At 64.6% G+C, this 24,654-nt stretch carries 27 protein-coding genes and 1 tRNA gene; 15 read left to right on the top strand and 13 right to left on the bottom strand.

Annotated features, from left to right (window positions below; genetic code table 11):
* The 5 genes from ACWPMX_RS05725 to hflX all read left to right on the top strand — a co-directional run bounded on the left by ACWPMX_RS05725 (nt 1) and on the right by hflX (nt 7,115).
* On the top strand, nt 1–1,413 hold the full coding sequence (locus ACWPMX_RS05725) for a sigma-54-dependent transcriptional regulator (protein WP_455699073.1): 1,413 nt from the start codon (nt 1–3) through the stop codon (nt 1,411–1,413).
* 60 nt (nt 1,414–1,473) lie between these two features.
* Nucleotides 1,474–3,705 (top strand): sensor histidine kinase, encoded by a 2,232-nt coding sequence (locus ACWPMX_RS05720; protein WP_455699072.1) that lies wholly within the window; start codon nt 1,474–1,476, stop codon nt 3,703–3,705.
* Nucleotides 3,706–3,721: 16 nt separating this feature from the next.
* Nucleotides 3,722–5,098 carry a nitrogen assimilation response regulator NtrX gene (ntrX, locus tag ACWPMX_RS05715; RefSeq protein WP_455699071.1) on the top strand — a complete coding sequence of 459 codons (1,377 nt, stop codon included), beginning with the start codon at nt 3,722–3,724 and terminating at the stop codon, nt 5,096–5,098.
* A 149-nt stretch (nt 5,099–5,247) separates the two neighbouring features.
* Nucleotides 5,248–5,799 carry an RNA chaperone Hfq gene (gene hfq / locus ACWPMX_RS05710; protein WP_455699070.1) on the top strand — a complete coding sequence of 184 codons (552 nt, stop codon included), beginning with the start codon at nt 5,248–5,250 and terminating at the stop codon, nt 5,797–5,799.
* Between the two features lie 26 nt (nt 5,800–5,825).
* Nucleotides 5,826–7,115, top strand: a complete 1,290-nt coding sequence (gene hflX, locus ACWPMX_RS05705; RefSeq protein ID WP_455699069.1) for a GTPase HflX — start codon at nt 5,826–5,828, stop codon at nt 7,113–7,115.
* Here hflX and mazG read toward each other — a convergent pair whose 3' ends face one another.
* Genes mazG through ACWPMX_RS05655 form a run of 10 tightly spaced genes read right to left on the bottom strand, consistent with a single transcriptional unit; the run spans nt 7,116 to nt 15,949 of the window.
* On the bottom strand, nt 7,116–7,871 hold the full coding sequence (gene mazG / locus ACWPMX_RS05700) for a nucleoside triphosphate pyrophosphohydrolase (RefSeq protein WP_455699068.1): 756 nt from the start codon (nt 7,869–7,871) through the stop codon (nt 7,116–7,118). It lies immediately after the preceding gene.
* A gap of 53 nt (nt 7,872–7,924) precedes the next feature.
* On the bottom strand, nt 7,925–8,095 hold the full coding sequence (locus ACWPMX_RS05695; RefSeq protein WP_455699067.1) for a hypothetical protein: 171 nt from the start codon (nt 8,093–8,095) through the stop codon (nt 7,925–7,927).
* On the bottom strand, nt 8,092–8,859 hold the full coding sequence (locus ACWPMX_RS05690) for an MBL fold metallo-hydrolase (RefSeq protein ID WP_455699066.1): 768 nt from the start codon (nt 8,857–8,859) through the stop codon (nt 8,092–8,094). Before ACWPMX_RS05690 ends, ACWPMX_RS05695 begins: the two co-directional genes overlap by 4 nt.
* Nucleotides 8,856–9,635: a TatD family hydrolase gene (locus ACWPMX_RS05685; RefSeq protein WP_455699065.1), complete on the bottom strand. Its 780-nt coding sequence runs from the start codon at nt 9,633–9,635 to the stop codon at nt 8,856–8,858. The genes ACWPMX_RS05690 and ACWPMX_RS05685 overlap by 4 nt, the downstream gene beginning before the upstream one ends.
* The gene (gene metG, locus ACWPMX_RS05680) at nt 9,632–11,188 is read right to left on the bottom strand and encodes a methionine--tRNA ligase (protein WP_455699064.1); all 1,557 of its coding nucleotides are present in this window, start codon (nt 11,186–11,188) and stop codon (nt 9,632–9,634) included. Before metG ends, ACWPMX_RS05685 begins: the two co-directional genes overlap by 4 nt.
* Complete coding sequence (locus tag ACWPMX_RS05675) at nt 11,181–12,143, bottom strand: DNA polymerase III subunit delta' (RefSeq protein ID WP_455699063.1); 963 nt, start codon at nt 12,141–12,143, stop codon at nt 11,181–11,183. The genes metG and ACWPMX_RS05675 overlap by 8 nt, the downstream gene beginning before the upstream one ends.
* Entirely contained in the window at nt 12,140–12,778 is a 639-nt protein-coding gene (tmk, locus tag ACWPMX_RS05670; RefSeq protein WP_455699062.1) for a dTMP kinase, read from the bottom strand. Before tmk ends, ACWPMX_RS05675 begins: the two co-directional genes overlap by 4 nt.
* Nucleotides 12,778–13,923 (bottom strand): D-alanyl-D-alanine carboxypeptidase family protein, encoded by a 1,146-nt coding sequence (locus ACWPMX_RS05665; RefSeq protein WP_455699061.1) that lies wholly within the window; start codon nt 13,921–13,923, stop codon nt 12,778–12,780. Before ACWPMX_RS05665 ends, tmk begins: the two co-directional genes overlap by 1 nt.
* A gap of 48 nt (nt 13,924–13,971) precedes the next feature.
* Nucleotides 13,972–14,958: an SPOR domain-containing protein gene (locus ACWPMX_RS05660; protein ID WP_455699060.1), complete on the bottom strand. Its 987-nt coding sequence runs from the start codon at nt 14,956–14,958 to the stop codon at nt 13,972–13,974.
* Nucleotides 14,942–15,949 (bottom strand): lytic murein transglycosylase, encoded by a 1,008-nt coding sequence (locus ACWPMX_RS05655; RefSeq protein WP_455699059.1) that lies wholly within the window; start codon nt 15,947–15,949, stop codon nt 14,942–14,944. Before ACWPMX_RS05655 ends, ACWPMX_RS05660 begins: the two co-directional genes overlap by 17 nt.
* A gap of 88 nt (nt 15,950–16,037) precedes the next feature.
* On the opposite strand from ACWPMX_RS05655, the gene ACWPMX_RS05650 reads away from it, so the two are divergent.
* From ACWPMX_RS05650 to ACWPMX_RS05630, 5 genes are all read left to right on the top strand, one after another.
* Nucleotides 16,038–16,127, top strand: a tRNA-Ser gene (locus ACWPMX_RS05650).
* 18 nt (nt 16,128–16,145) lie between these two features.
* Nucleotides 16,146–16,565 (top strand): 6,7-dimethyl-8-ribityllumazine synthase, encoded by a 420-nt coding sequence (ribH, locus tag ACWPMX_RS05645; RefSeq protein ID WP_455699058.1) that lies wholly within the window; start codon nt 16,146–16,148, stop codon nt 16,563–16,565.
* A complete protein-coding gene (locus ACWPMX_RS05640) occupies nt 16,562–17,488 on the top strand; it encodes an aldo/keto reductase (RefSeq protein ID WP_455699057.1) in 927 nt (308 codons plus the stop codon). Before ribH ends, ACWPMX_RS05640 begins: the two co-directional genes overlap by 4 nt.
* 56 nt (nt 17,489–17,544) lie before the next feature.
* On the top strand, nt 17,545–17,820 hold the full coding sequence (locus ACWPMX_RS05635) for a hypothetical protein (RefSeq protein ID WP_455699056.1): 276 nt from the start codon (nt 17,545–17,547) through the stop codon (nt 17,818–17,820).
* Nucleotides 17,820–18,167, top strand: a complete 348-nt coding sequence (locus ACWPMX_RS05630) for a DUF2200 domain-containing protein (RefSeq protein WP_455699055.1) — start codon at nt 17,820–17,822, stop codon at nt 18,165–18,167. The genes ACWPMX_RS05635 and ACWPMX_RS05630 overlap by 1 nt, the downstream gene beginning before the upstream one ends.
* Nucleotides 18,168–18,180: 13 nt before the next feature.
* Here the strand turns inward: ACWPMX_RS05630 and ACWPMX_RS05625 are convergent, their stop codons facing one another.
* Nucleotides 18,181–20,265: a M13 family metallopeptidase gene (locus tag ACWPMX_RS05625; protein WP_455699054.1), complete on the bottom strand. Its 2,085-nt coding sequence runs from the start codon at nt 20,263–20,265 to the stop codon at nt 18,181–18,183.
* Between the two features lie 107 nt (nt 20,266–20,372).
* Nucleotides 20,373–21,659 carry a phosphopyruvate hydratase gene (eno, locus tag ACWPMX_RS05620; protein WP_455699053.1) on the bottom strand — a complete coding sequence of 429 codons (1,287 nt, stop codon included), beginning with the start codon at nt 21,657–21,659 and terminating at the stop codon, nt 20,373–20,375.
* Between the two features lie 169 nt (nt 21,660–21,828).
* Between eno and ACWPMX_RS05615 the strand changes: the two genes are divergently transcribed.
* The 5 genes from ACWPMX_RS05615 to ACWPMX_RS05595 all read left to right on the top strand — a co-directional run bounded on the left by ACWPMX_RS05615 (nt 21,829) and on the right by ACWPMX_RS05595 (nt 24,040).
* Nucleotides 21,829–22,425 (top strand): hypothetical protein, encoded by a 597-nt coding sequence (locus tag ACWPMX_RS05615; RefSeq protein WP_455699052.1) that lies wholly within the window; start codon nt 21,829–21,831, stop codon nt 22,423–22,425.
* Between the two features lie 23 nt (nt 22,426–22,448).
* Nucleotides 22,449–22,865, top strand: a complete 417-nt coding sequence (locus ACWPMX_RS05610; protein WP_455699051.1) for a phage holin family protein — start codon at nt 22,449–22,451, stop codon at nt 22,863–22,865.
* A complete protein-coding gene (locus ACWPMX_RS05605) occupies nt 22,862–23,179 on the top strand; it encodes a hypothetical protein (RefSeq protein ID WP_455699050.1) in 318 nt (105 codons plus the stop codon). The genes ACWPMX_RS05610 and ACWPMX_RS05605 overlap by 4 nt, the downstream gene beginning before the upstream one ends.
* Nucleotides 23,180–23,208: 29 nt before the next feature.
* Nucleotides 23,209–23,709, top strand: coding sequence for a hypothetical protein (locus ACWPMX_RS05600; RefSeq protein WP_455699049.1), 501 nt, complete (start codon nt 23,209–23,211; stop codon nt 23,707–23,709).
* 94 nt (nt 23,710–23,803) lie between these two features.
* Nucleotides 23,804–24,040 (top strand): DUF4170 domain-containing protein, encoded by a 237-nt coding sequence (locus ACWPMX_RS05595; RefSeq protein ID WP_455699048.1) that lies wholly within the window; start codon nt 23,804–23,806, stop codon nt 24,038–24,040.
* A gap of 53 nt (nt 24,041–24,093) precedes the next feature.
* Here the strand turns inward: ACWPMX_RS05595 and greA are convergent, their stop codons facing one another.
* The gene (greA, locus tag ACWPMX_RS05590) at nt 24,094–24,570 is read right to left on the bottom strand and encodes a transcription elongation factor GreA (protein ID WP_455699047.1); all 477 of its coding nucleotides are present in this window, start codon (nt 24,568–24,570) and stop codon (nt 24,094–24,096) included.
* Nucleotides 24,571–24,654 lie beyond the last annotated feature (84 nt).

Below are 24,654 nucleotides of genomic sequence, written 5' to 3'. Positions count from 1 at the left end.
GTGCCCAACCCTATCCTGCTGGTCGAGGACGACCCCGGCATCGCCACGGTGATCGTGACCGCGCTGGAAGACGAAGGCTTTTCGGTCGACCGCGTGGAAGGAATTGCGGAGCGCGACCGGCTTCTGGCAGACCGCGACTATCTCGTCATGTTGACCGATGTCGTGCTCGCCGACGGTGACGGGTTGGCATCCCTCGCCGAGGTGCGGGAACGGCGCCCCGACATGCCGGTGATCGTCCTCTCGGCCCAGAACACGCTCGACACTGCGGTGCGCGCGACCGAGCTTTCGGCCTTCGAGTATTTTCCCAAACCGTTCGACCTCGACGAACTGGTGCGCGCGGTCGTCCAGGCGGTGGGTCAGCGAAGCGGCAGCGACGATGCATTGGGCGAAGACACCGGCGACGCGCTTCCCCTCGTCGGGCGCAGCCGGGCGATGCAGGGCGTCTACCGCATGATCACCCGCGTCCTGCGCAACGACCTCACGGTCCTGGTGCTCGGCGAGTCGGGCACCGGCAAGGAACTGGTAGCCGAGGCGATCCACCAGCTCGGTCATCGCAAGACGGGTCCGTTCGTGGCGGTCAACGCCGCCGCGATCCCGCACGAGCTGATTGAAAGCGAACTGTTCGGGCACGAGAAGGGCGCCTTCACGGGCGCGATTGCGCAGGCGATCGGCAAATTCGAGCAGGCGAACGGTGGGACGCTGTTCCTCGACGAGATCGGCGACATGCCGCTCGAGGCGCAGACGCGGTTGCTTCGCGCGCTCCAATCGGGGCGCATCCGCCGGGTTGGCGGACGGCAGGAGATCGCCGTGGACGTGCGCATCGTCGCGGCGACCAACCGCGATCTTGCCCCGATGATCGCGGCGGGCACTTTTCGCGAGGACCTGTTCTACCGCCTCAACGTCGTCCCGATCGAGCTTCCGCCCTTGCGGGACCGACGCGACGACATTGCCGCGCTGGCCCGACATTTCCTCGGCCTCGCCGTTGCCGAAGGCTTGCCGCGCCGGCGCATCGCGGTCGACGCGATTGCAGCGCTGGAGCGGTTCCCGTGGCGCGGGAACGTGCGCGAACTGCGCAACGCGGTGTTTCGGCTGGCGCTGATCGCGCGCGACGAGACCATCGATGCCGAAACGGTGGAGTCTGTTCTCGGATCGCCGCCACCCTCCGCCGAGAGTCAGGCAGCGGTAGGCTTTGCGGGCGCCCTGGATCAGTGGCTGCGGGTGACGCCGGCCCGCAGCGGTCAGCTTTACCATGATGCGCTGGCGGAATTCGAACGACCGTTGCTCGCACATGCGCTCGCCGAGACGGGGGGTAACCAGCTGCGCGCGGCACGGTTGCTCGGCATCAACCGCAATACCCTTCGCAAGCGCCTCAACGACCTCGACATCGACCCAGAGGCCTGTGCCCGGCAGTGAGCGTCATCCTGCCGAAAATCGCTTGCAAATTTGCAACAGTAGAGTTGTAACCAAGCCACGATGGCTCCCGCGGATTCACTGACGACGTCTCGAGCCTCTACCCGCAGCCCGCGCTGGTGGCGCCGGTTCGTGGTCGCGAGCCGCAAGGCGAACTTTTTCCTGATCCTCGAAGTGCTGGCGGTCGTGGCGTTCGGCGGCATGGTGTGGACCACCTGGTACACATTCACCAGCGCGCCACCCGATGGCCAGCTGCTGCCTTCCCGGCAGGTCGCAGGGCTGCTGATCGCGACCTTGGTGCCGGGGATGGCGCTACTTGTCCTGCTCGGACGACGTCTCGCTTTGCGGCGCGCGGCCGGTACGACGGCGCGGCTTCACGTGCGGCTCGTGTTCTTCTTTTCGCTCGTCGCCGCAGTTCCGACGTTGCTGGTTGCCGGGTTCGCGGCCTTTCTGTTCCAGTCGGGCGTCGATTTCTGGTTCTCGGACAATTCGCGCGGGTTGATGCAGAATGCCAACAACCTGGCGCGTGGTTACTATGAACAGAACCAGGTTCAGGTGGCAAACCAGACGGTCGCGATGGCGAGCGACATGGGTTACTATCTGCAAAGCTTTGACCTAACCGACCCGGACCTGGCCGACGTCTATTTTCTGCAGGTCAAACAGCGCGAGATCAACGAATCGGCTATCCTCCAGCGGGTGAGCGATGGCTCTTTGCGGATTGCAGCCGTATTCGATCTGAACAAGGACAACAGCCCCGCTCAATTCGCCCAATCCGCCCTCGGTCGTTTGGGTAATGGCGAACAAGTGGTCGTGAGCGGTAATCCGACCCGCATCGAAGCACTGGCACCAGTCGATTCGAAAGCCGGGATTTACCTCTACAACGCGCGGAATACTGAATCCTTGGGGTTCAGCCAATGGTCGAGCGCCCAGTCGATCGTGGCTGCCTACGATGTGCTGACCAAGCGAGCCCGCGCCCTGCAACTCCGCTTCAACCTGGCGTTGTTCTTCGTCAGTCTCGCGCTCGTGGGAGTTGCGGTGTGGTTCGCATTGCGTTTCGCCGATCGGCAGGTCGAGCCGCTGACCAACCTCGTCGGCGCCGCGCGAAAGATCGGCGCGGGCGAGTTCGTCCGCGTAGAAGGCCGCACCGGGTCCGACGAGATCGGCATGCTCAACCGCGCGTTCAACCGAATGACCGGCCAGATCGAGCAGCAGACTGCCGCACTCCTCGGAGCAAACCGCCAGCTCGATGAGCGCCGCGCATTCATAGAGGCGGTCGTCGAATCCATTTCCGCCGGCATCGTCACCATCGACCACACCGGCCGCGTTCTCCTGATGAACAGCTCGGCGCAAGAACTGGTGCTCGGCGGCAAGGGGCCGGTGCCCGCCGCCGTTCAGCTTGGCGAGATCGCGCCGCAGCTTGCCACGCTCGTCGATGCGCGGCTGACCAACGGAATCGTCAACTGGACCAAGGGCGGCGAGCTTCTGACGCTAGCGGTCAAGGTCGCCGAAGCGCCCGACGGGCGCGTGATTACCTTCGAGGACATCACCCGCCAGATTCTCGACCAGCGACAGGCCGCCTGGTCCGACGTCGCACGCCGCATCGCGCACGAGATCAAGAACCCGCTTACACCGATCCAGCTCGCCACCGAGCGCCTCAAGCGGCGGTATCGCAAGCAGATCGAAAAAGACGGCGAGCTGTTCGACGAGCTCACCAATACGATTGTCCGCCAGGTTGGCGACCTGCGCAAGATGGTAGACGAGTTCTCCAGCTTCGCACGCCTGCCCAAACCGGTATTCCGTAGCGAGGATCCGCAGGACCTCGTCAAGCAGGCGCTGTTCCTGCAGGAAGTCGCCCATCCCGAAATCGACTTCGCTTACGCCTCCGACGACGAAGAGCCGATCGCCATAGCCTGCGACCGGCATCAAGTTGGGCAGGCGATGACCAACGTGCTCAAGAATGCTGTCGAGGCTATCGAGGCGCGCGCGCGAACGGCGGAGCCCGACTATCGCGGGCGCATTGCCGTGTCGCTGAGCAGTTCGGCGGACCTGGTCACCGTTGCGGTCGACGACAACGGCGTGGGCCTTCCGCATGACCGTGAACGGATCGTCGAACCCTACGTGACGACCCGCGAAAAGGGCACCGGCCTCGGCCTCGCGATCGTCAACAAGATCGTCGAGGAGCACGGCGGCGACATGACATTCGCCAACCTCCCCGGCGGCGGAACGGGCACGCGGGTGACCTTGCGGTTCGCGCGCGATCCCCTTGCGCAAAGCGGGACGGTGGCAGCCGAATGATTGAACTGGAGAATTGATGGCGCTCGATATTCTGATCGTCGACGATGAACGCGACATCCGCGAGCTCGTCGCCGGTGTCTTGAGCGACGAAGGCTACGATTGCCGCACGGCCGGCGACAGCACGGCCGCGCTGGCCGCGGTCGACTCGCGCAGGCCTAGCCTGGTGCTGCTCGACGTGTGGCTGCACGGCAGCCCGATGGACGGGCTCGAAGTGCTCGACGAGATCAAGAAGCGCGAACCCGAGCTGCCGGTGATCATCTTCTCCGGCCACGGCAACATCGACACCGCGGTCAGCGCGGTGAGCCGCGGGGCGATGGATTTCATCGAAAAGCCGTTCGAGGCGGAAAAGCTGCTGCTGCTCGTCCAGCGCGCCACCGAGACCGAGCGCCTCCGCCGCGAGAATACGCGCCTGCGCGAAGGGTTCGCCCGAGGCGAGGAGTTCACCGGCAACTCTGCGGCGATCAATGCCGTTCGCGCAACACTCAAGCGCGTTGCGAATACCGGCAGCAGAGTACTCATCAGCGGTCCCGCCGGCGCGGGCAAGGAAGTCGCCGCGCGATTGCTCCATTCCTGGAGTCCGCGGGCGGACGGGGCGTTCGTGATCGTCAACTCAGCGCGCATCACACCGGAACGGTTCGAACAGGAACTGTTCGGCGAAGAAGCGGATGGAAAGCTCGTCCGGCCCGGCTTGCTCGAAATGGCCGATGGGGGAACTCTCTATCTCGACGAGGTGGCCGATATGCCGCTCTCGACGCAGGCTCGCATCCTCCGTGTGCTCACCGAACAAAGCTTCGTACGCGTGGGCGGCAACCGGCAGGTGGGTGTCGACGTGCGTGTCGTGTCCTCGACCTCGCGCGACCTGGCGCGGGAAATGGAGGAGAAGCGCTTCCGCGAAGATCTGTTCTACCGACTCAACGTCGTCCCGGTGACAATCCCTTCGCTTGCCGAGCGGCGTGACGACATTCCTGCACTCGCAGGGCATTTCTTCACCCGCTATGCTTCGGAACAGGGCATCTCGCCGCCCGAAGTGAGCGCCGAAGCGATCGCCGCACTGCAGGCCTACGACTGGCCGGGGAACGTCCGCCAGCTCCGCAATGTGATCGAACGCACCATCATCCTCACCCCGCGAGATCGACTGGAAACGGTCGAGGCCGACATGCTGCCGAGCGAAGTGGCCGGAGGACGCGGGGGAGGGGGCGGTGGCGCCGCCTCGCTCATGGGTGTCCCATTGCGCGAGGCGCGCGAAAGCTTCGAACGCGAATACCTGACGATCCAGATCCGCCGCTTCTCGGGCAACATCTCCAAAACCGCCAGCTTCATCGGCATGGAACGCTCGGCGCTGCACCGTAAACTCAAGCTGCTCGGCATGGGTGACCGTCACGGCGAAGAATAGACGATCGCACCTTTTGGAACGCAGGTGCAGCAAAAGCATTTGCGAAAAGTGGCTGACGCGCCATATTCGGTAGCGATTGCGGCAACTGCTTCGGCAGTCGCCAGATTGCGGACCGCAAGCGCGGCCGCCAACAAAAGGAGACGTCAGAAGTGTCCACCACTCGTACCCTGAGCGCGCGTCCGAAATCGGCGAAGGAAGAAGCTCCCGCCTCCGCGCCCACCGGCGGCAAGCAGCAAAGCCTTCAGGACGCCTTCCTGAACCTGCTGCGCAAGAACAAGACCCCTGTCACGATGTTCCTCGTCAAGGGCGTGAAGTTGCAGGGCATTGTGACCTGGTTCGACAACTTCTCCATTCTGCTACGGCGCGACGGACAGTCGCAACTGGTCTACAAGCACGCTGTCTCGACAATCATGCCGGGCAATCCGATCGACGCTGCTCAGTTCGCGAGCCAGGGCTCGGGCGCCAAGCAGCGTCTGCTGCAGGACGTGTTCCTCAGCCGCGTGAAAGAGGCTGGCGTCCAGGTAACGATGTTCCTCGTCAACGGCGTGATGCTCCAGGGCAAGATCGCGGCATATGACCTGTTCTGCATGATGCTGGAGCGCGAAGGCTACGTCCAACTCGCGTACAAGCACGCGGTCTCGACCATCCAACCGGCGAGCGCGGTGGATCTGTCGGACGAATTTGAAGGCGACACCGACTGAGTTTCGACGAAAACCTGCTGGGCGAGGTGTCGCGCGGAGCGCGCGCCATCGTCGTCTGCCCCGACGTCCGCGGACGCCATCACGACCTCGAGCCGGAGGCCCGGCTCGAGGAAGCATGCGGCCTTGCGCTTGCGATCGGCATCGTCGTGGCGGAAGCGCAGGTCATTCCCGTGCGCGAGGTGAAGCCAGGCACCCTGTTCGGCGCGGGCCAGGTAGACAACATCGCGATCGCCTGCGAGCAGAACGAGGCGGAACTCGTCATCGTCGATGGCGCGTTGAGCCCGATCCAGCAGCGCAACCTCGAGGACAAGCTCAAGCGCAAGGTCATCGACCGGACCGGGCTTATCCTGGAGATATTCGGCGAACGCGCGGCGACGGCCGAAGGGCGGTTGCAGGTCGAACTTGCCCACCTCGATTACCAGCAGAGCCGCCTCGTCCGCTCATGGACCCACCTCGAACGTCAGCGCGGCGGCTTCGGCTTCCTCGGCGGGCCCGGCGAGACCCAGATCGAGGCGGACCGCCGGATGATCCGCCAACGCATGGGCCGGCTGCGCAAGGAACTGGAAGGCGTGCGCAAGACGCGCGCACTCCACCGCGAGCGCCGCGGCCGCGCGCCATGGCCCGTGATCGCGCTGGTTGGCTACACTAACGCCGGAAAATCGACGCTTTTCAATCGCCTGACGGGCGCAGAGGTCATGGCGGAGGACCTGTTGTTCGCCACGCTCGATCCCACCATGCGGGCGATCTCGCTGCCCGGTGTGGAGAAGGCCATCCTGTCGGACACGGTAGGCTTCATCTCCGACCTGCCGACCCAGCTCGTCGCCGCGTTCCGTGCGACGCTGGAGGAAGTGACCGGCGCCGACGTGATCCTGCACGTCCGCGATATCGCCAATCCTTCGACGCAGGCGCAGAAAACGCAGGTGCTCGAGGTTCTCGGCGATCTCGGTGTGACCGAGGGCGAGGAGGGCGGGGGCATCCCCATCATCGAGGTGTGGAACAAGCTCGATCTCCTCGATGCCGAAACGGCTGGCGAAGTGCGCGAAGCCGCGTCGCACGACGATACGGCTGTCGCGATTTCCGCGTTCAGCGGTGAGGGCGTCGATGCGTTATTGGAGCGGCTTGGCGATCAATTGACTCAGGGCGCGCACGTCCACGAACTGCTGCTCCCGGCGAGCGAGGGGCGGCGGATTGCGTGGCTGCACGCCCACGGCGAAGTGCTGGAAGAAGGCGATGCCGGGTCCGGTGCACAGGGACCGCTGCGGCGACTGGTTGTTCGGCTCAACGCCAAGGAGCTGGGCCAGTTCGAGACTCTGTGACTACTCGGCGGCCTTGACCGCCTGCCACAAGGCCTCCTGATCTTCGAGCGTGCGCTGTGGAAAGTCACCCCCTGCCAGCGCTTCCATCGCACGAAATCGGCGTTCGAATTTTGCATTCGCGGCACGCAGCGCGTCCTCTGGCCCGATGCCGTACGATCGGACGAGATTGACCGCCGCGAACAGCATGTCGCCCGCTTCCTCAAATTGGTCAGCCTCGGAGGCTTCTGCGAGTTCAGCCATCTCCTCGCGCAATTTGTCCGCAGGACCGTCGTGGTCGGGCCAGTCGAAACCGACGCGTGCTGCACGCTTCTGCAACTTGTCGGCGCGCATCAGCGCCGGGAGCGCAGCCGCTACACCGTGGAGCGCGCTCTGCGCGCCCTTGTCTGCGCGTTCGGCCGCCTTGAGCGCCTCCCAGCGGACTTCGCGGTCCTCGCCCGGCGCAGCGGCATCGCCAAAGATGTGCGGATGTCGGTTTTCGAGCTTGTCGGCGATCGAGCGCGCGACGTCCCCGAACGCGAACAGTCCGGCTTCTTCGGCGATGCGCGCCTGGAACACGACCTGGAACAGCAAGTCACCGAGTTCATCGCGGATATCGTCGATGTCGCCGCGCGCTACGGCATCCGCGACTTCGTAAGCTTCCTCGATTGTATGCGGGACGATCGTTTCGAAGCGCTGCGCGCGATCCCACTCGCAACCATGCTGCGGGTCACGGAGGGTGGCCATGATGGCGAGGAGGCGGCGGAGTTGATCTGACATATTGGATTGATAATATATATTATGTTAAATGATGGATGAACTCAGGAGATCCCTCATCCCATCAACAAGGAGAATACCAGTGCGACCGAAACGAAAATACCCGCCCAGACCAGCGCTAGCCGGATGTTCTCCTTCCAGCCAAGCCTGAAGCTTGCGAATGCGCTGGTTGCCAGCACGAGCCACGCGATCAGCGCGATAATCTGAACGACGCCGCCTTCGCTCACAAAACGATCTCCAGGCCGTCGTACCCGACTTCGACCCCGATCGGCATCTCCGCGACCAGCGTTCGGTAGTCCATCGACTTGTCGAGATGTGTGAGGACGGTGCGCCCGGCATCTACTGTCCGCGCGAACTCGAGCGCCATTTCGAGATGCGCGTGGGTCGGATGCGGGCGGCGCCTCAGACAATCGACGACCAGCAGGTCGACGCCTTCGAACAGATCAACCATCGCGTCCACGACCTCACTGAAGTCCGTCGCGTAACCGATTGATTTACCATCTGCTTCGAAACGAAACGCGGTAGATTTCGCCGGTCCGTGCGGCATCAGGCAATGCCCGACCGAGAAGCCCGCAAAGATACGCAGCCGCTCAAGTGTGTTGAGATCGCAAATAGTCGGATATCCGTACTCACCCGCGAAAACATAGCTGAAGCGCGCGCGGAGCCTGCGGACGGTTTCGTCTCCGGCGAACCCCGGCAGCGGCCCCGCGCGGTCGTAGCGCATGACGCGCAGGTCATCGATGCCGTGACAGTGATCGGCGTGGTCGTGCGTCCAGAACACGCCGTCCACGCGGTCGATCTTGTTGGCGAGCAGTTGTTGGCGAAGATCGGTCGAGGTATCGACCAATAGCCGCTTGCCCTCGTTGCTCTCGACCATGATCGACACGCGCGTTCGCCGGTTGCGCGGCTCGTTGGGGTCGCATTCGCCCCAGTCGTCGCCGATCCGCGGCACCCCGGTTGAGGTGCCTGATCCTAGCATGACCAGCTTCATGCCGCGGCCTTGCGGAACAGGCGAAAGAAGTTGTCCGTCGTCGTTTCGGCGAGTTCAGCAAGCTCCACGCCGCGCAATCCGGCCACGAAAGCGGCAGTGTCGCGCACGAAGGCAGGTTCGCACGGACGGCCCCGGTGCGGAACCGGTGCCAGAAACGGGCTGTCAGTTTCGACCAGCAGTCTCTCGTCCGGCAATTCTGCTGCGATCTCCTGCAGTTCGTGCGCATTCTTGAACGTCACGATGCCCGACAGGGAAATGGTCAGGCCGAGGTCGAGGACGGTTCGCGCGAACCCGGCGGACGCAGTGAAGCAGTGGATCAGCGCCGGGAAGGTGCCCTGCTCCATCTCGTCGGTGAGTATCGCGGCGGTGTCGTCCTCGGCATCGCGAGTATGAATTATGATCGGCAGGCCCGTCTCACGCGCCGCTCCGATGTGCATGCGGAACAGGTCGCGCTGCACCGCGCGGTCGGACTTGTCGTAGTAGTAATCGAGGCCGCTCTCGCCGATACCGATCACCTTCGGATGATCCGCGGCCGCTAACAGCGCCTCGCGTCCCAAATCGGCGTGGCCGTCGGCCTCGTGGGGATGAATGCCCACGCTGGCCCAGACGTCCGGCTCACGCTCGGCGGTCGCCACGACCGTCGCCCATTCGCGCTGGCGGGTCGAGATGTTGAGCATGCCGGTGACCCCGGCTGCCCTCGCCCGCTCCAGCACTCCATCACGGTCTTCGGCGACGCCTTCGTATTCGAGGTGGCAGTGGCTGTCGATCAGCCTCACGCAGCGTCCTCGATGGGTAGTTCGAGGCGCGGAAATACGCCGACGGGTTGCGACAGGCGGACGTCACCTAGACCCGCAATCCAATCTTTGTCGGCAAGCGCGGCGAAGTCGCGCGCATCGGCTGCGATGCCCATCTGGTCGAGAAGCGCATCGATGCTCGTCGGCACGATCGACCGGATCGCGATGGCGAGATCGCGCACCTGCCGAACGAGCGTCATGAGGACCGCCGCCATTCGATCGGGATCGGTCTTGCGCAGAGCCCACGGCGCCTGTTCATCGACATAGGCATTGCAAGCGAACACGGCCCGCATCCACGCTTCGATACCCTCGCTGAACGACAGTTCCTCGAAGCGCGCCTGCATCGCGGCGATTTCGCCTGCCACCAGCGCGGTCAGAACCGTGTCGGCCTCGGCCACCGGCAAGTCCGCGCGAAGTTCGCCGTCCAGGTTCTTGAAAATCATCGACAACACGCGCTGTGCCAGGTTGCCGAAGCTGTTGGCTAATTCGGCATTGCAGCGGGTGACGATCGCCTCGGCGGAAAAGCTGCCGTCTTTGCCGAATGGAACCTCCGCCAGGAGGAAGTACCGCAACTGGTCGACCCCGTACCGCTCGGCGAGTTCGAGCGGATCGACCACGTTGCCGGTCGACTTCGACATCTTCTCGCCGCGATGGAGCAGGAAGCCGTGACCGAAAATGGCCTTCGGCAGCGGCAGGCCGGCGCTCTTGAGGAATGCGGGCCAATAGACCGCATGGAAGCGGACGATGTCCTTGCCGATCAGGTGCAGGTTGGCGGGCCAGAAGCGGTCGAACTCCCCTTCCCGGTCGGGAAACCCGATCCCGGTGAGGTACGTCGTCAGCGCATCGACCCACACGTACATCACGTGGCCCGGACTGCCAGGGACCGGCACGCCCCAGTCGAAGCTGGTGCGGCTCACCGACAGGTCGCGCAATTCATTGCCCTTGAGGAACGCGAGAACCTCGTTGCGGCGGCTCTCGGGCTCGAGGAAGCCCGCGCATTCATTGAGTTCGATCAGAAAGTCGCGGTATTTCGACAGGCGGAAGAACCAGCTCTCCTCAACCGTCCATTCGACTGGCGTCCCTTGCGGCGAAAGCTTGGCGCCCCCTTCCCCTTCGACGATTTCCCCCTCCCCGTAGAAAGCCTCGTCGCGAACTGAATACCAACCCTCGTAGCGATCGAGATAGAGGTCGCCGCTGGCCGCCATCGCTTCCCAGATCGCGGTGCTCGCGGCGAAATGCTGCTCTTCCGTGGTGCGCCGGAATGCGCTGTAATCGATGTGAAGAGCGTCGCACATCTCACGGAAATAGTTCGACATCTCCGTCGCGAATTCAAGCGTGTCGCGCCCTGCGTCGCGCGCCGTCTTGGCCATCTTGAGGCCATGCTCATCGGTGCCGGTGACGAGGCGCACGTCGTAACCCTGCGCCTTCTTGACCCGCGCGATCACGTCGGCCGCGATCGCCTCGTACGCATGGCCGATGTGCGGCCGTCCGTTGGGGTAGCTGATCGCGGTGGTAAGGTAATATGGCTCAGGCATCGACGCGCTCGCTAGCGGCGGCAGCCGAAGCGAGCAAGCCACCGATCTGCATCACGAGGATGCCGGGGTCGAAGTTGTGCGTCGGCGCCTGCGCCGAAAGCCGCACGAGGTCGGCATGCGCATCCACTAGCGCGGGCAAGCCGCTCCGCGGCACGCCATCGGTCATGCGGACGAGGGTCGCGCGGGCAAGGTCGAGCACGGCCGCCATCCGCTCGCGATCGGGGCGCGCGCCGACTTCGGCCGCGAGCTTTCCCCGCAAGGAGAAATCCCCGTCACCGCCGCGGACGATCTGCTGCATCAGCGCGTCGACCGGCCCCAGGTCCTGCGCCACGAAATCGAGCGCCGCGCCGGGCGAACCTGCCGCCGCTGCCACCGCCGCTGCGCGGGTCGCAGGGTTTGCCTCGGGCGCTTCGGCGGCAAGAATACGAGATATAGTCTCGTCTTCGAGCACCGGAAACCGCAGCAGGCGGCAGCGAGAGCGGATCGTCGGCAGCAGTCGGGCCGGACGATGCGCGACGAGCAGGAAGAACGTGCCCACCGGCGGTTCCTCAAGGCTTTTCAGCAGCGCGTTCGAGGAGCCTGTCTCCATGTCGTCCGCGGGATCGATGATCACGGCCCGCCGGCTGCCGAGCGTGGGGCGGGTCGTCAGCCGCCGCTGCATCTCGCGAATCTGTGAAATCTTGATGTTGCGCGCGAGTTCGTAGTCCTTGCCCTCGTCGCGCTTTTTCTCCTCCTTGTCGTCCTTCGGCAGGTGCGACAGCACGAGGATGTCCGGATGCTGGCCCTCGGGCTGCGGAACGCCCGGCTCGGCAACCAGTTCGCGCGCGGCGGCAAGGGCAAAGGACATCTTGCCGAGACCCTTCTTTCCCGCGAGCAGCCAGGCATGGTGCATCCGCTCCCCGCCAAGTCCCTCGCGCCACTCCCGCCAGGCCGCATCGTGACCGTCGAAATTCATGCTGCGCCATTCACCAACGGCGCGATCGCTTCCCAGACCGCGCGGTGGACCACTTCGGGCTCAGCATCTCCAGCGATGACGGCAAATCCGTCCGGATCGGCAGCGGCGAGCGCGGCGAAGGTTTCAGCGACTGCGCGGTGATAGGCAGCATTGCGACCGCCGATGGCATCGGACACCGCGCCGTCGCGCGCGCTCGTCCGCTCGAGGGCAGTGGCGGGATCCACGGTTAGGAGGATCGTGAGGTCGGGACGAAGCCCTCCGCTGCCGATTTGGTGCAGCTGGCGCACCACTTCATCGCCTACCCCGCCCGCACCGCCCTGATAGGCACGGCTCGAATCGACGAACCGGTCGCAAACGACCCATTTCCCTTCGAAGAGCGAAGGACGGATGAGGCGCGCAACATGATCCGCGCGGGCGGCAGCGAACAGCAGCGCTTCGGCCTGCGGCCCCCACCCCTCGCCAACCGGATTGAGCAGGAGCGCGCGGATCTCTTCCGCTCCGGGAGTGCCGCCCGGCTCGCGGGTCAGCACCACGCTCTCACCGCATTCGCGAAGTGCCTGGGCAAGCAGGCGCGCCTGCGTCGACTTGCCGCAGCCTTCGCCGCCTTCGAAGGCGATGAAGCGCCCTTGGGCCATCAGAACAGCCCGACGACGCCGTTCAGCAGGCGCTCGGCTGCGTTCGCCTTGTCGACCGCCTCGCCCGCCATGAGAGGCACCCGTGAGGGCCGCATCCCGTCTACCGCGATTTCCAGCTCGGCAACTTGCTCGCCCTTAGCGATCGGAGCCCGGAGGGGGCCTTGATAGTGCACGGTAAGAACCGCCTTGCCCGATTGGCCGGCCGGGAGATCGTAGCCGATCGACCGTGCCGCGACGAGGCCGACATTCCGGGCCGAGCCACCTTGCACTTCGGCCTCGCCGACCGATTGCCCGCGCGCGAACAGGGGGTGCCCGTCGAAGGCACTGAAGCCCCACTCCATGAACGAGCGCGATGCCGACTTCTGGGTGCGGGACGTCGGAGCCCCGCCGATCACCATCACGAGCCGGCGGCCGTCCCGCTCGGCGCTGCCGAGAAAGCCGTATCCGGCTTGGTTGGTGAACCCGGTCTTGATCCCGTCCGCACCCGCCACGATGCCGGTGACGGGATCGTGATTGCGCTGCTCGAACCCGTTGAACTTCAATCGCTTGTGACCGAAATACCGTTTGTAGAGGTCCGGGTGACGAGTGATCATCGCGTCGGCGAGGGTCGCAAGGTCGCGTGCGGTGGTGAACGTGCGTCCTTCGTCCATCCACCCATTGGGCGTCCCGAAGTGGCTGTCATGCATTCCGATGGAACGCGCGGTCGCGTTCATCTGGTCGACCCATTTTGGCAGTGATCCGGCGAGTCCTACGCCGAGAACCGCGGCACCGTCGTTCGCCGAAACCGTTGTCACGCCGTGGAGCAGCGCGTCGATGCTCACGCGCTGGCGATGCTCGAGGAACATCGTGGATCCCACCCCGTGCCAGTCGGTCCAGGTCTGGTCGTCGACCAGCACGAGTTGCTCGGGAGTGACCTTTCCTGCGCCGATCATCTCGAACGCGGTGAATACCGTCATCACCTTGGTGATCGAGGCCGGCATGAAGCGCCGGTTCGGTTCCCGCGCATAGAGCGTCTGCCCCGAGGACAGGTCAACGAGTAGCGCGATGGGCACCTCGACGGGCGGCGTGACCGGCTCGATGGCCATGGGATCGGCGCTCGCCGCGGCCACGCTCAACGAGAGCGCGGCAACAAGCGGCAATGACATCAGAAGAGGTTTCAACTGCACTCCCGCCGCCGGGCGAGAGCCGACGGTTCAACCTGCTGTGGTGACTCGCGCGTCGCTATAACCGGCGGCCCGCACCTTGGCGAGCGCGGCATCCGCCTGTCCACGGCTGGTGAACGGCCCGGTCCTGACGCGATAGAGTTTGCCTGCGGGTGTCACATGCCCACCCAGCGCCTGCGCCGCGCGCTTCGCATTGTCCTGGCTGGCGAAGGTACCGGCCTGGATGACAAAATCGCCGATCGCCGGACTGACCGCAACTCCAACGTCCTTGGCAGGAATCGGTGTCGGCGCTGCGATTTGCTTCGTGGCAAGTGGCGGCAGAGGGTAGGCCGATCCGGCCTTCGGCGCGACAACGACGGCGCGCGCAGGTTCGGCCTTCGGAGCGACTGAAGCCAGTTCTCCGACCTGGTTCGCCGGAACCTGCGGCTTGAGACTGGCCGCGCCCGAAGTCGGCAGTTTGCGGCGAAGCACGTCGACCAGCGCCTTCGGCGTATCCATCCGGTCGGGAACCGAACGCCCGGCGCGCAATTCAGCACGGTCCTTTTCGAGCGGATTGACCCGCCGCACGCGCACGGCAGCCCCCTCTTCCGCCCCGAGCTGGCTTGCGGCGCCCGCTGACAGCGCAACGAACTGCGAACCGGCCATCGGACCGCGCCGCTCTACCCGCGCGAGGATCGTCTTTCCGGTCCCGAGAGAGGTTATCTCGACATAGCTCGGCAAGGGCAGCGTCCGGTGGGCGATCGTCACGCCCTCCCCCGCATCTCGACCGGCATAGCCGACCACGTCGTAGTTCATCGTGTCAGCGGGTGTGTACTGCGTGCCGTCGACGGTAAACACCTCGCCCAGAATGACCGGATAATCGGCCGCGGGACCCGTGATGTCGCGAGCCAGCGAACCGTTCGCGCCAAGCGATGTGGCCGGACGATCACCGCCACCGATCACCCCGCAAGCGGCGAGCGCGGCAGTCGTCAGGCCGAGGGCAAGGAACCGGAAACCGGCATCAACGGGCAATCTCATCTGCAAGCAATCCCACACTCATGGCGTAGTAGTTCGAGCAGTTATATTCGAGGATGACCCGATAATTTGTCGTTAAGAGCCAAGCACGCGTCCCCGGTCCATCGGGCTGGAACAGTGACGCCGTGACGTCATCGGCAAGGGGAACCTGCGGCTGCACGCCCATGCGGCGCCATTCGCCGACGCTCATCCACCGGCTGTGCCGCCCGTGTACGGCCGAGCACGCGGGAGCGTTCATGCCGGACTTCAATCCGTTCCAGTCGAGACCTGCGGGGACGTAGGCCTGGACGCCCCAGGGCTGGCCGCGCCTCCAGCCCGCGTCCTTGAAGTAATTGGCGATCGAAGCGAGCGTATCGGCGCGGCTGTTCCAGATGTCCCGGCGACCGTCTCCGTCGCCGTCCTGTGCCAGGCGCAGGTAGATGCTCGGCAGGAACTGCGGATTGCCGAAAGCCCCCGCCCAGCTGCCCTTGAGGGTCGAGCGGTTGACGCCGAGGTCCGCGATCTTGAGCAGGTCCACGAATTCGGTGGCGAACAATTCGCGCCGACGACCTTCCCACGCCAGCGTCGCGAGCGAGCGCGCCAGGTCGAAATCGCCGGTGTAGCTGCCGTAGTTCGTCTCGTGCCCCCAGATCGCGACGACGATCTTCGCAGGTACGCCATATCGGCTCTCGAGCTGCGCGGCGATCGGGCCGAGCGCCTGGTAGTTGCGCCGCCCGCCATTGATACGTGCAGCATCGACATGGGTATCGAGATACGGCTGCAGCCGCGAGTAACTGCCTGTGTTTGTCGGTGCCCCCGGCTGCGAGCGGTCGAGCTCGATCACGCGGCTGTTCGGCGTGAGGTCATAGGTCATCCGCTGGATCGTCGGCTCGCTCACGCCCTCGGCACGGGCGCGCGCGATCAGCAGCTGGAGATAGGCATCGAACGGCATCGACTGGGCCGCGACGGGTGAAGCGATCAGGGCAGCAAGCAAAGGCAGGAGTTTCAGGCGCATGGTAGTTTGTCGCATAGCCGATACAACGGCGCAAACCGCAATCGGTTCGTGACAACCGCATTCCGCCCCGCTAGCCGCTCGCCTCACCGGACAGGTGGCCGAGTGGTTTAAGGCAGCGGTCTTGAAAACCGCCGTGGGTTCACGCTCACCGTGGGTTCGAATCCCACCCTGTCCGCCAGACCCTTGGAGGATCCCAGTGGCCCGTTTTCTCATCGTCGAAGCCCGGTTCTACGACCACCTGAATGATATGCTGATCGCGGGCGCTCGCGGCGAGTTGGAGCGGAGCGGGCATCAATTCGAAGTCATGACCGTTCCGGGCGCGCTGGAAATTCCCGGCGCAATCGCGATGGCGTCCGAAAGCGGCCAGTATGACGGGTTCGTCGCGATCGGCGTGGTCATTCGCGGCGAGACATATCACTTCGAGATCGTCGCCGGCGAAAGCGCGCGCGGCATCATGGCGCTGACGATGGACGGCGTGCCGATCGGCAACGGCATCCTGACGGTCGAGGACGAAGCGCAGGCGCTCGTCCGCGCCGATCCGGCGCAGAAGGACAAGGGCGGCGAAGCGGCCAAGGCTGCGATGGCACTGCTGACCGTGAGCCAGCAGTTCGCGTGAGCGGGTACGCCTTTATCGCCGGCCTGCCGCTCGTTCTGGGCGGCAATGTCTTCGGGTGGTCGGCAAACGAAGACGAATCCTTCGCGGTTCTCGACGCCTTTTACGAAGCTGGCGGGCGGATGATCGATACCGCCGACGTCTATTCGGCATGGGTCCCAGGTCACCGAGGCGGCGAATCCGAGACCGTGATCGGCAACTGGTTAGCCAGCCGGGGCGTGCGCGACGATATGCGCATTCACACCAAGACCGGAATGCTCGGCGGCAGCGAACTCTATGAGCCTGCGCGCATCCTGCAGTCGCTCGATGCCTCGCTCGACCGGCTGCAGACCGACCGGGTCGATCTGTATTACGCGCACAAAGATTATCCTGAGTTGCCGATCGCAGAAATCGTCGCCGGGTTCGGCAGTGCGGTTGCCAGCGGGAAAGTGCGCGCCATTGGAGCGTCGAATTTCACGGCGGAACGGCTGAGCGCCGCGCTCTCGACCGCAGAGGCGGATGGCACTGCCCGATTTGCAGCACTGCAGAACCAATACAACCTGGTCTCCCGCAGCGCCTACGACGCTGCATTGCAGGACACGGTAGCCGCGCAGGGCCTCGTGATGCTGCCCTTCTTCGGCCTCTCGTCGGGCTATCTCACCGGAAAATATCGGACCGAGGCCGATTTCGCACAGTCGGTTCGCGGCGATCGGGCGAGGAAGCTGGCCGGAGGCAACGGTGCCGCCGTGCTCGCGGTAATGGACGAGGTAGCTGCGGAAACGGGCGCCAGCCTCGCCGCGATCGCACTTGCGTGGCTTGTCCGCCAGCCCGGCATCCCTGCACCGATCGCGAGCGCGAGAACGCCCGCGCAACTGGCCGAACTGCTCGAATTCACGACTGTCGAGTTGAGCCCCCACCAAATCGCGCGGCTTACCGCAGCCGCCTGATCCGGAACGCCTTCTCACGCGGATGCTTTGCTCTTCAAAGGAGCAAGGGAAAGCGCATGAACGGACCGCTGGAATGGATCGCCGCGATCGGCACGATGATCGCAGCGGGCCTCATCGCCTTCGATCTTGGCCGCAAGGCAACCGGTTGGGGCTTCGTGCTGTTCTGTGCCGTATCGCTCACTTGGATCGTGTCGGGCCTGACCACGGACGCAATGCCGATCGTCGTGATGAACGCCGCGCTTCTGCTCGTGAACGCCTGGGGCGTCTGGCAGTACCTTGTTCATCCCAAAAACAAACGCGATGATGGGGTGAAATCCAAGAAGGAAGCCTGATGCCACGCAAGACAATCGGTGAGATCGAGTTCGCCAAGGTCTATCCGATGTATGTGACCAAGGTCGAACGGAAAGGCCGAACCCGCGGTGAACTCGACGAAGTGATCCGCTGGCTCACCGGTTACGACCAGCCGGCGATCGAGCGGTACGCTGCAGGCACTGCCAATTTCGCCGAATTCTTCGGTTCCGCCCCCGCCATCAACCCGAACGCGGATAGGATCACCGGCAAGATATGCGGCATCCGGGTCGAGGAGATCGCCGACCCGATCGAAAAGCAGGTGCGCCAGCTCGACAAGGTTGTCGACGAGCTGGCGCAGGGCAAATCGATGGAGAAGATTCTCCGTTAACCGTTGTTGCGGCTTACCAGACCTTCACGCGCTGGTCGGGAGCGAGGTAGAGCTTGTCGCCTTCCTTCACGTCGAACGCATCGTACCACGCCTGCATGTTGCGCACCGTCAGCGCGCGGTATTGCGCCGGGGCGTGGCCATCGGTCGCTATCCGCTGGCGCATCGCCGCTTCGCGCATCTTGCTGGCCCATGCCTGCGCGTAAGCGATGAAGAACCGCTGGTCGCCGGTGAAGCCATCGATAACAGGCGCTTCCTTGCCACCGAGCGAGGCACGGTACGCGTCATAGGCAGCCTGCAGGCCCGCAAGATCGGCGATGTTCTCGCCCAAAGTGAGGTCGCCCTTCACCTTGAGACCGGGATAGGGTTCATAGGTGCTGTACTGCGCGGCCAGCGCCTTGCCCGCCTTGTCGAACTCGGCCTTGTCGGCTTCGGTCCACCAGTTGCGCATCGCGCCGGATGAATCGAACGCCGCGCCATTGTTGTCGAAGCTGTGGCTGATCTCGTGCCCGATAACCGCGCCGATCGCGCCGTAGTTGAACGCCGCGTCGGCCTTCGGATCGTAAAACGGCGGCTGAAGGATCGCAGCCGGGAAATTGAGCGCGTTCTGGACCGGCAGGTTCACCGCGTTGACGAGCTGCGCGTTCATCCACCATTCGCGCTTGTCGAGCGGCTTGCCGATCTTGGCGAGCTGCGTGGCGTAGCGCGCCTTGTCGGCGGCAACGACCGCCGCATAGGGATTGCCCGGCGCGATCTCGAGGTTGGCGTAATCGGTCCACGTATCGGGAAAGCCGACGCCGACCTCCATCGTCTCGACTTTCTTGGTCGCCTCCGCCTTGGTCTCGGGCGCCATCCAGTCGAGTGCGTCGATCCGCTTTGCGAAGGCGGCCTTGATGTTGTCGACCATGCCCTGGATCGCGGTCTTGTTGGCGGCCGGGAAATACTTGTCGGTGTAGAGCTTGCCGAGAGCATCGCCCATGTGCTCGTTCACCGCGGCAAGCGCACGCTTCTCGCGCGGGCGCTGCGCTTCCTGGCCCGACATCTCCTTGCCGTAGAAAGCGAAATGAAGCTGGTCGAGCTTGGTCGGCAGCACATCGGCGTGGGCGTTGATCTGGTGGAATGCCAGCCAGTCCTTCCACGCGTCGAGCGGCTCACTCGCGACCAGAGCCGACAGCTTCGTGATCGCGCCCGGATGGTAGGCGTCGAAGGTCTGATACCCTGATAGCTGCGCCCCCTTGAAGAACGCAGACCAGTCGAGGCCCGGCGCCTTGCTAGCGAAATCGGCCTGCTTCCACAGACTTCCCGCCGTGGTCCAGTCGTCGCTCTCGTCGCGGCTGGCGTGCGCCTGCGCGATCTTCATCTCGAGGTCGTAAATCCGCTGCGCCTTGGCGTCAGCGTCGGCGACACCAGCGGCCTTCAGCAGGTCGGCGATGTAGGTGCGATACGACGTGCGCAGCCCCGCCATCTTGGCGTCGGACGAGAGGTAGTATTCTCGTTCGGGCATACCGAGGCCGCCCTGCAGGATGTAGGGCACCACTTCCCCGCCCTTGAGCGCCTGCGTCACGAACACGCCGAACAGGTTCTCAGTCTCAAAGTTGGTGCTGTTGAGGGGGTCGACATCGGCGCGGACCTGGCTGCCGAGCACTTCGGAAAGCGCCTTTTTATCCGCGATTGCCGCGAACCGCGCGAGGTCGGCCTCCACCGGTTTCATCCCGGCAGCATCGATCGCGGCGGTATCGAGGTAGGCCTCGTAGAATGCCTTGACCTTGGCGGCGTCGGTTCCGGCCTCGGGTTCGGACGCGGTTATTTCCTTCACCAGCGCTTCGAGGTTCTTCTCGGTTTCCTGGTCGGCAATCCAGAACCCGCCGATGTTCGAACGGTCGGCGGGAATCTCGGTACCGGCGATCCACTTACCGTTGGCATAGGCAAACCAGTCGTCGCCGGGCTTGGCGGCGATGTCCATCCAGTCCTTGCGAATGCCGAGCTCGGTTCCCGGTGCGAGAGCTGCCTCGTTACCCGCGTTCGGAATATCACAGGCGACGGGGCCGAGCGTTGCGGTGGCTACGCCCAGCATGAGGGCGGCGACAAGACGGGTTTTCATGGACGAAGGCACTCCCGGAACGGTTGGTTGCATGCGCAACCGTCTAGGGGTGCCGTCGGTTCCGTAAACCCGCTTCGTCAGCCGTGCGGGGCCGTTGGTCGAAATCCTTACCCGGAAAGGCGGCCGAAGCATCCTTTGCCCGCGTAATGCGAACTGACGCCCAGTTCTTCCTCGATACGGATGAGCTGGTTGTACTTCGCGAGCCGGTCGGACCGAGCAAGGCTGCCGGTCTTGATCTGGCCGCAGTTGGTGGCGACCGCGAGATCGGCGATCGTCGCGTCTTCGGTTTCCCCCGAACGGTGGCTCATCACCGCCGTATACCCGGCGCGCTGGGCGACACTGACCGCCTCGAGCGTTTCGGTGAGCGTGCCGATCTGGTTGACCTTCACGAGCAGCGAGTTGGCGAGACCCTTGCCGATGCCCATCGTGAGGCGCTCAGGGTTGGTCACGAACAGATCGTCGCCGACGAGCTGGACTTTCCCGCCGATGAGGTCGGTCAGCGCCTTCCAACCTTCGAAATCGTCCTCGCTCATCCCATCCTCGATCGAGCGGATCGGATAGGCGCTGCAGAGGTCGGCAAGCCAGGTGGCGTTCTCCTCGGGCGAGAGCGAGATACCCTCCCCCGTCATCTCATACTTGCCACCCTTGAAGTATTCCGTGGCTGCGCAGTCGAGCGCGAGAACGATGTCCTCACCGGGCGTGAAACCGGCCTGCTCGATCGAACCCATGATGAAGTCGAGGGCGGCGCGCGTGCTGGCGAGATTGGGCGCAAAGCCGCCCTCGTCACCCACTGCGGTCGCCAATCCCTTGTCGTGCAGCGCCTTCTTGAGCGTGTGGAAGACCTCCGCGCCCCAGCGCACGCCCTCGGCCAGGCTGTCTGCGCCGACCGGCATGATCATGAATTCCTGGATGTCGATCGGGTTGTCGGCGTGCTCGCCGCCATTGATGATGTTCATCATCGGCACCGGGAGGACGTGGGCCGAAACACCGCCGACGTAGCTGTAGAGCGGCAGGCCGCGCGCATCGGCGGCGGCCTTGGCGATTGCCAGACTTGCACCCAGGATCGCGTTGGCGCCGAGGCGGCCCTTGTTGTCGGTCCCGTCGAGGTCGAGCATGGCGATGTCGACGTCGCGCTGGTCCTCGGCATCGAATCCGACAAGGAGATCGCGCAACTCGCCGTTCACCGCGGCGACGGCCTTGGTCACCCCCTTGCCGAGGTAGCGACCCTTGTCCCCGTCACGCAGCTCGACCGCTTCGTGCGCGCCCGTCGAGGCGCCCGAGGGCACCGCCGCTCGCCCGAAACTGCCGTCTTCCAGCAGCACGTCGACCTCGACGGTCGGGTTGCCGCGGCTGTCCAGGATTTCTCGCCCATGCACGTCGATGATCGCGGTCATGTACCACTCCGTAGAAAGGGTGTTGTATTTGACTAGGACACTCCCATAATGAGAGGCAGCCGCCCTCTATGCGGCGGAACTATGCGGCGCAAGTTGCGTTGCAGCATCGAGCCGTCCGAACCCCGTCGGACGCGATGATTATTGCAATCGAGGGCAAAAGGAAAAGATCATGGCTGAAGCCACTACCCCCAAACCCAAGACCGCCCGCAAGCCGGCTGCCAAGCGCACCGCCGCTGCCACGCCCGTCGCCGCGAAAGCCGCGACCGCACGCGCTTCACGCAAGCCGGCCAACACCGATCTCGCCAAGAGCCGCTTCAATGCCGCGCTCGAGGAAGCGAAGGCCGGTGCTGCCGCCCTGCGCTCCGAGGCAGGCGAGCGCGCTGCCGCCTATCGCAACCAGGCCCGCGCGCAGAGCGAAGACTGGGTCGCGCAGGCCAAGGACTACGGTGTACAGGCCAAGGGCCGCGCCGGTGAACTTGCCGTGGATGGCAAGGGCAAGGTCGCCGAGGCCCTCTCCGCGCTGGGCAAGGCCGTGTTCGACACCGCGCCCACCGTCGACGACAAGCTGGGTGCCAAGTACGGCGACTACGCCCGCACCGCCTCGCGCTCGCTGCAGGACGCTTCGACCAAGCTCGACACCAAGAGCGTCGAGGAACTGGGCGAGGACGCTCGCGAATTCGTCCGCAAGAGCCCCGGCCTAGCGGTGGGTATCGCCGCCATCGGCGGGTTCCTGTTGGCACGGCTGTTCCGTAGTTCTAACGACTGATCCCTCCTGACCGGAGGGGCGGTTTGAACACACACGATCCTGATTTCGATGCGTCCGTCGACGATATTTCGTCGGCGGACGATGTCGTGCCGGAAACCCGTTCGCTCACCGACGATATCGTCGCCTTGCTCGACGACGGGCGAACGATGGTCGAGGCGGAGGTGCAGTACCAGAAGACCCGCGCCGCCTTTGCGTTCGACCGCGGACGCGCTGGGGCTCTGTACGGGATCATCGCCTTCGCATTGATCCATCTCGCGCTGGTTGCGCTCGTCGTGGGATCGGTGTTCGCGCTCGCCCCGGTCATCGGCGCGTGGGGTTCCACGGGGGTCGTCATGGGCATTCTGGTGGTAGTGGGCGGCCTGTTCGGCCTCGCCGCCAAGCGCCGTTTCGCGCGCATGGCTTCCGCCTATGCCGAGACCCGCGCCGAGGTCCGCGAATGAGCGAGGCACTGGAGCAGCAGCTGCGTGAGGACCGCGCGCTGCGCAACGCGGCTCGGGCGCTGTTCGAAGCGGACATCGCGAACTTGCGCGCCAACCTGTCCGGCAAGAGCATCTCGAGCCGCATCGTCGACCGGATCGGCGAAGGTGCCGCCGAAGTCCTCGACGAGGCGATCGAGGTGGCAGATAACAACAAGGGCGTGATCGCCACGCTCATCGCCGCAATCATCCTGTGGTTTGCCCGCCATCCGCTGATCGAGCTTATCACCGGCGATGACGCCGACGGCGCGGAACGGAACGACCGCCCAGCCCGTTGATCGGCGTACAATTCACCTGGGAGTCGCACATGGCCGCCACAAAAACCAACTCGAACAAGCGCACCGAACTAAAGGGCAAGGTTGCCGCCGGACAGAAGCGCAACAAGGAACGGTCCATGGGCGATTACGCCCGGGATGCGGCCGATGGGGCGACGTCGTTCGTCAAGCAGCACCCGATCGCCACTGTCTTCGGTGGACTGGCCCTCGGGGCGATCGTCGCCTCTTTCCTTCCCGGAGGACGCAAGGTGCGCAAGCAGGCTAGCGCCAAGAGCGCGGTGATCGCGACTGCGCTTGCCGATCTGGCGCTTACCTACGGAACACAGTTCCTCGACAGCGCCGGAAAGGCAACAAAGGCGGGTCAGGACCGCCTCGGCGACCTGGGTGAGACCTTGGGCGACAGCGCGCGGAGTTTCGGCCGGAGTGCAGGCGAAACCGCGGGGAATGCCCGCGATGGAGCCTCGTCGCTCGGCAGCGAGATCGGCAAGGTCGCAACGCGCACGATCCGCGACCTGCGCTCGCGCATCCACTGATCGAGGCAACAATTGTAGCGATAGCGGTGCGGCGGGGTTCCCCTGCCGCGCCGCTTTCCGTATGGGCGCGCCGACTCCTCCCCAAGGACCTGACATGACCGAAGCCAAGAAGCAGTTGCCGCACCTCGTCATGGGCGGTCGCGTGACCGATCCGATGACCCTCCAGTTCGAGGACCTGTCCAAGATCGACGTCGTGGGCGTCTTCCCCGACTATACCAGCGCGCTCGATGCCTGGCGCGGCGCGGCTCAGCGCACCGTCGACGATGCCGCGATGAAGTACGTGATCGTCCATCTGCACAAGCTGCTGGACCCCGGCGCGCAGGGCGCCTGAGGCGGGACCATCGCTTCACAACGTGAGGAGCGCGGAGACCGCGCCCCGACGTCTCAGATGAACTCGATCTTCTCGACGAGGTAGAACTTGTCGCCCGAGGGAACGGTGACCTCGATCTCGTCGCCGACCTTCTTGGTGATCAGCGCACGGCCGAGCGGCGAGTTGTAGCTGATCCGCCCGACCTTCGCGTCCGCCTCGGTCTGGCCGACGATCTGGTACTTCACCGGCTTGTCGTGCTCGTCGAGCAGGGTCACGGTCGCGCCGAAGACGATGCGATCGCCCGAAAGCGAGGCGGGATCGATGATCTGGGCGCGGCTGATGCGATCTTCCAGATCGGCGATCTGCGCCTCGACCTGGCCCTGACGCTCCTTCGCGGCGTGATATTCGGCGTTCTCCGACAGATCGCCGTGCGCGCGGGCTTCCTCGATCGCGTCGACGATCTTGGGGCGTTCGGCGCGCAGGACCTTGAGGTCGGCGGCGATCCGCTCGTACCCTTCGGCCAGCATCGGCACCTTTTCCATCGTAGCCATCCTGTTTACGTGTCCCTGTTCACGCCGTTCGGGACAATTCGATGCCGGGCCGTCCGTGGGGGCGGCTGATTGACCGGTCGACTT

Source organism: Tsuneonella sp. HG094 (assembly GCF_053819285.1).
This window is presented reverse-complemented; position numbering and strand designations above follow the sequence as displayed.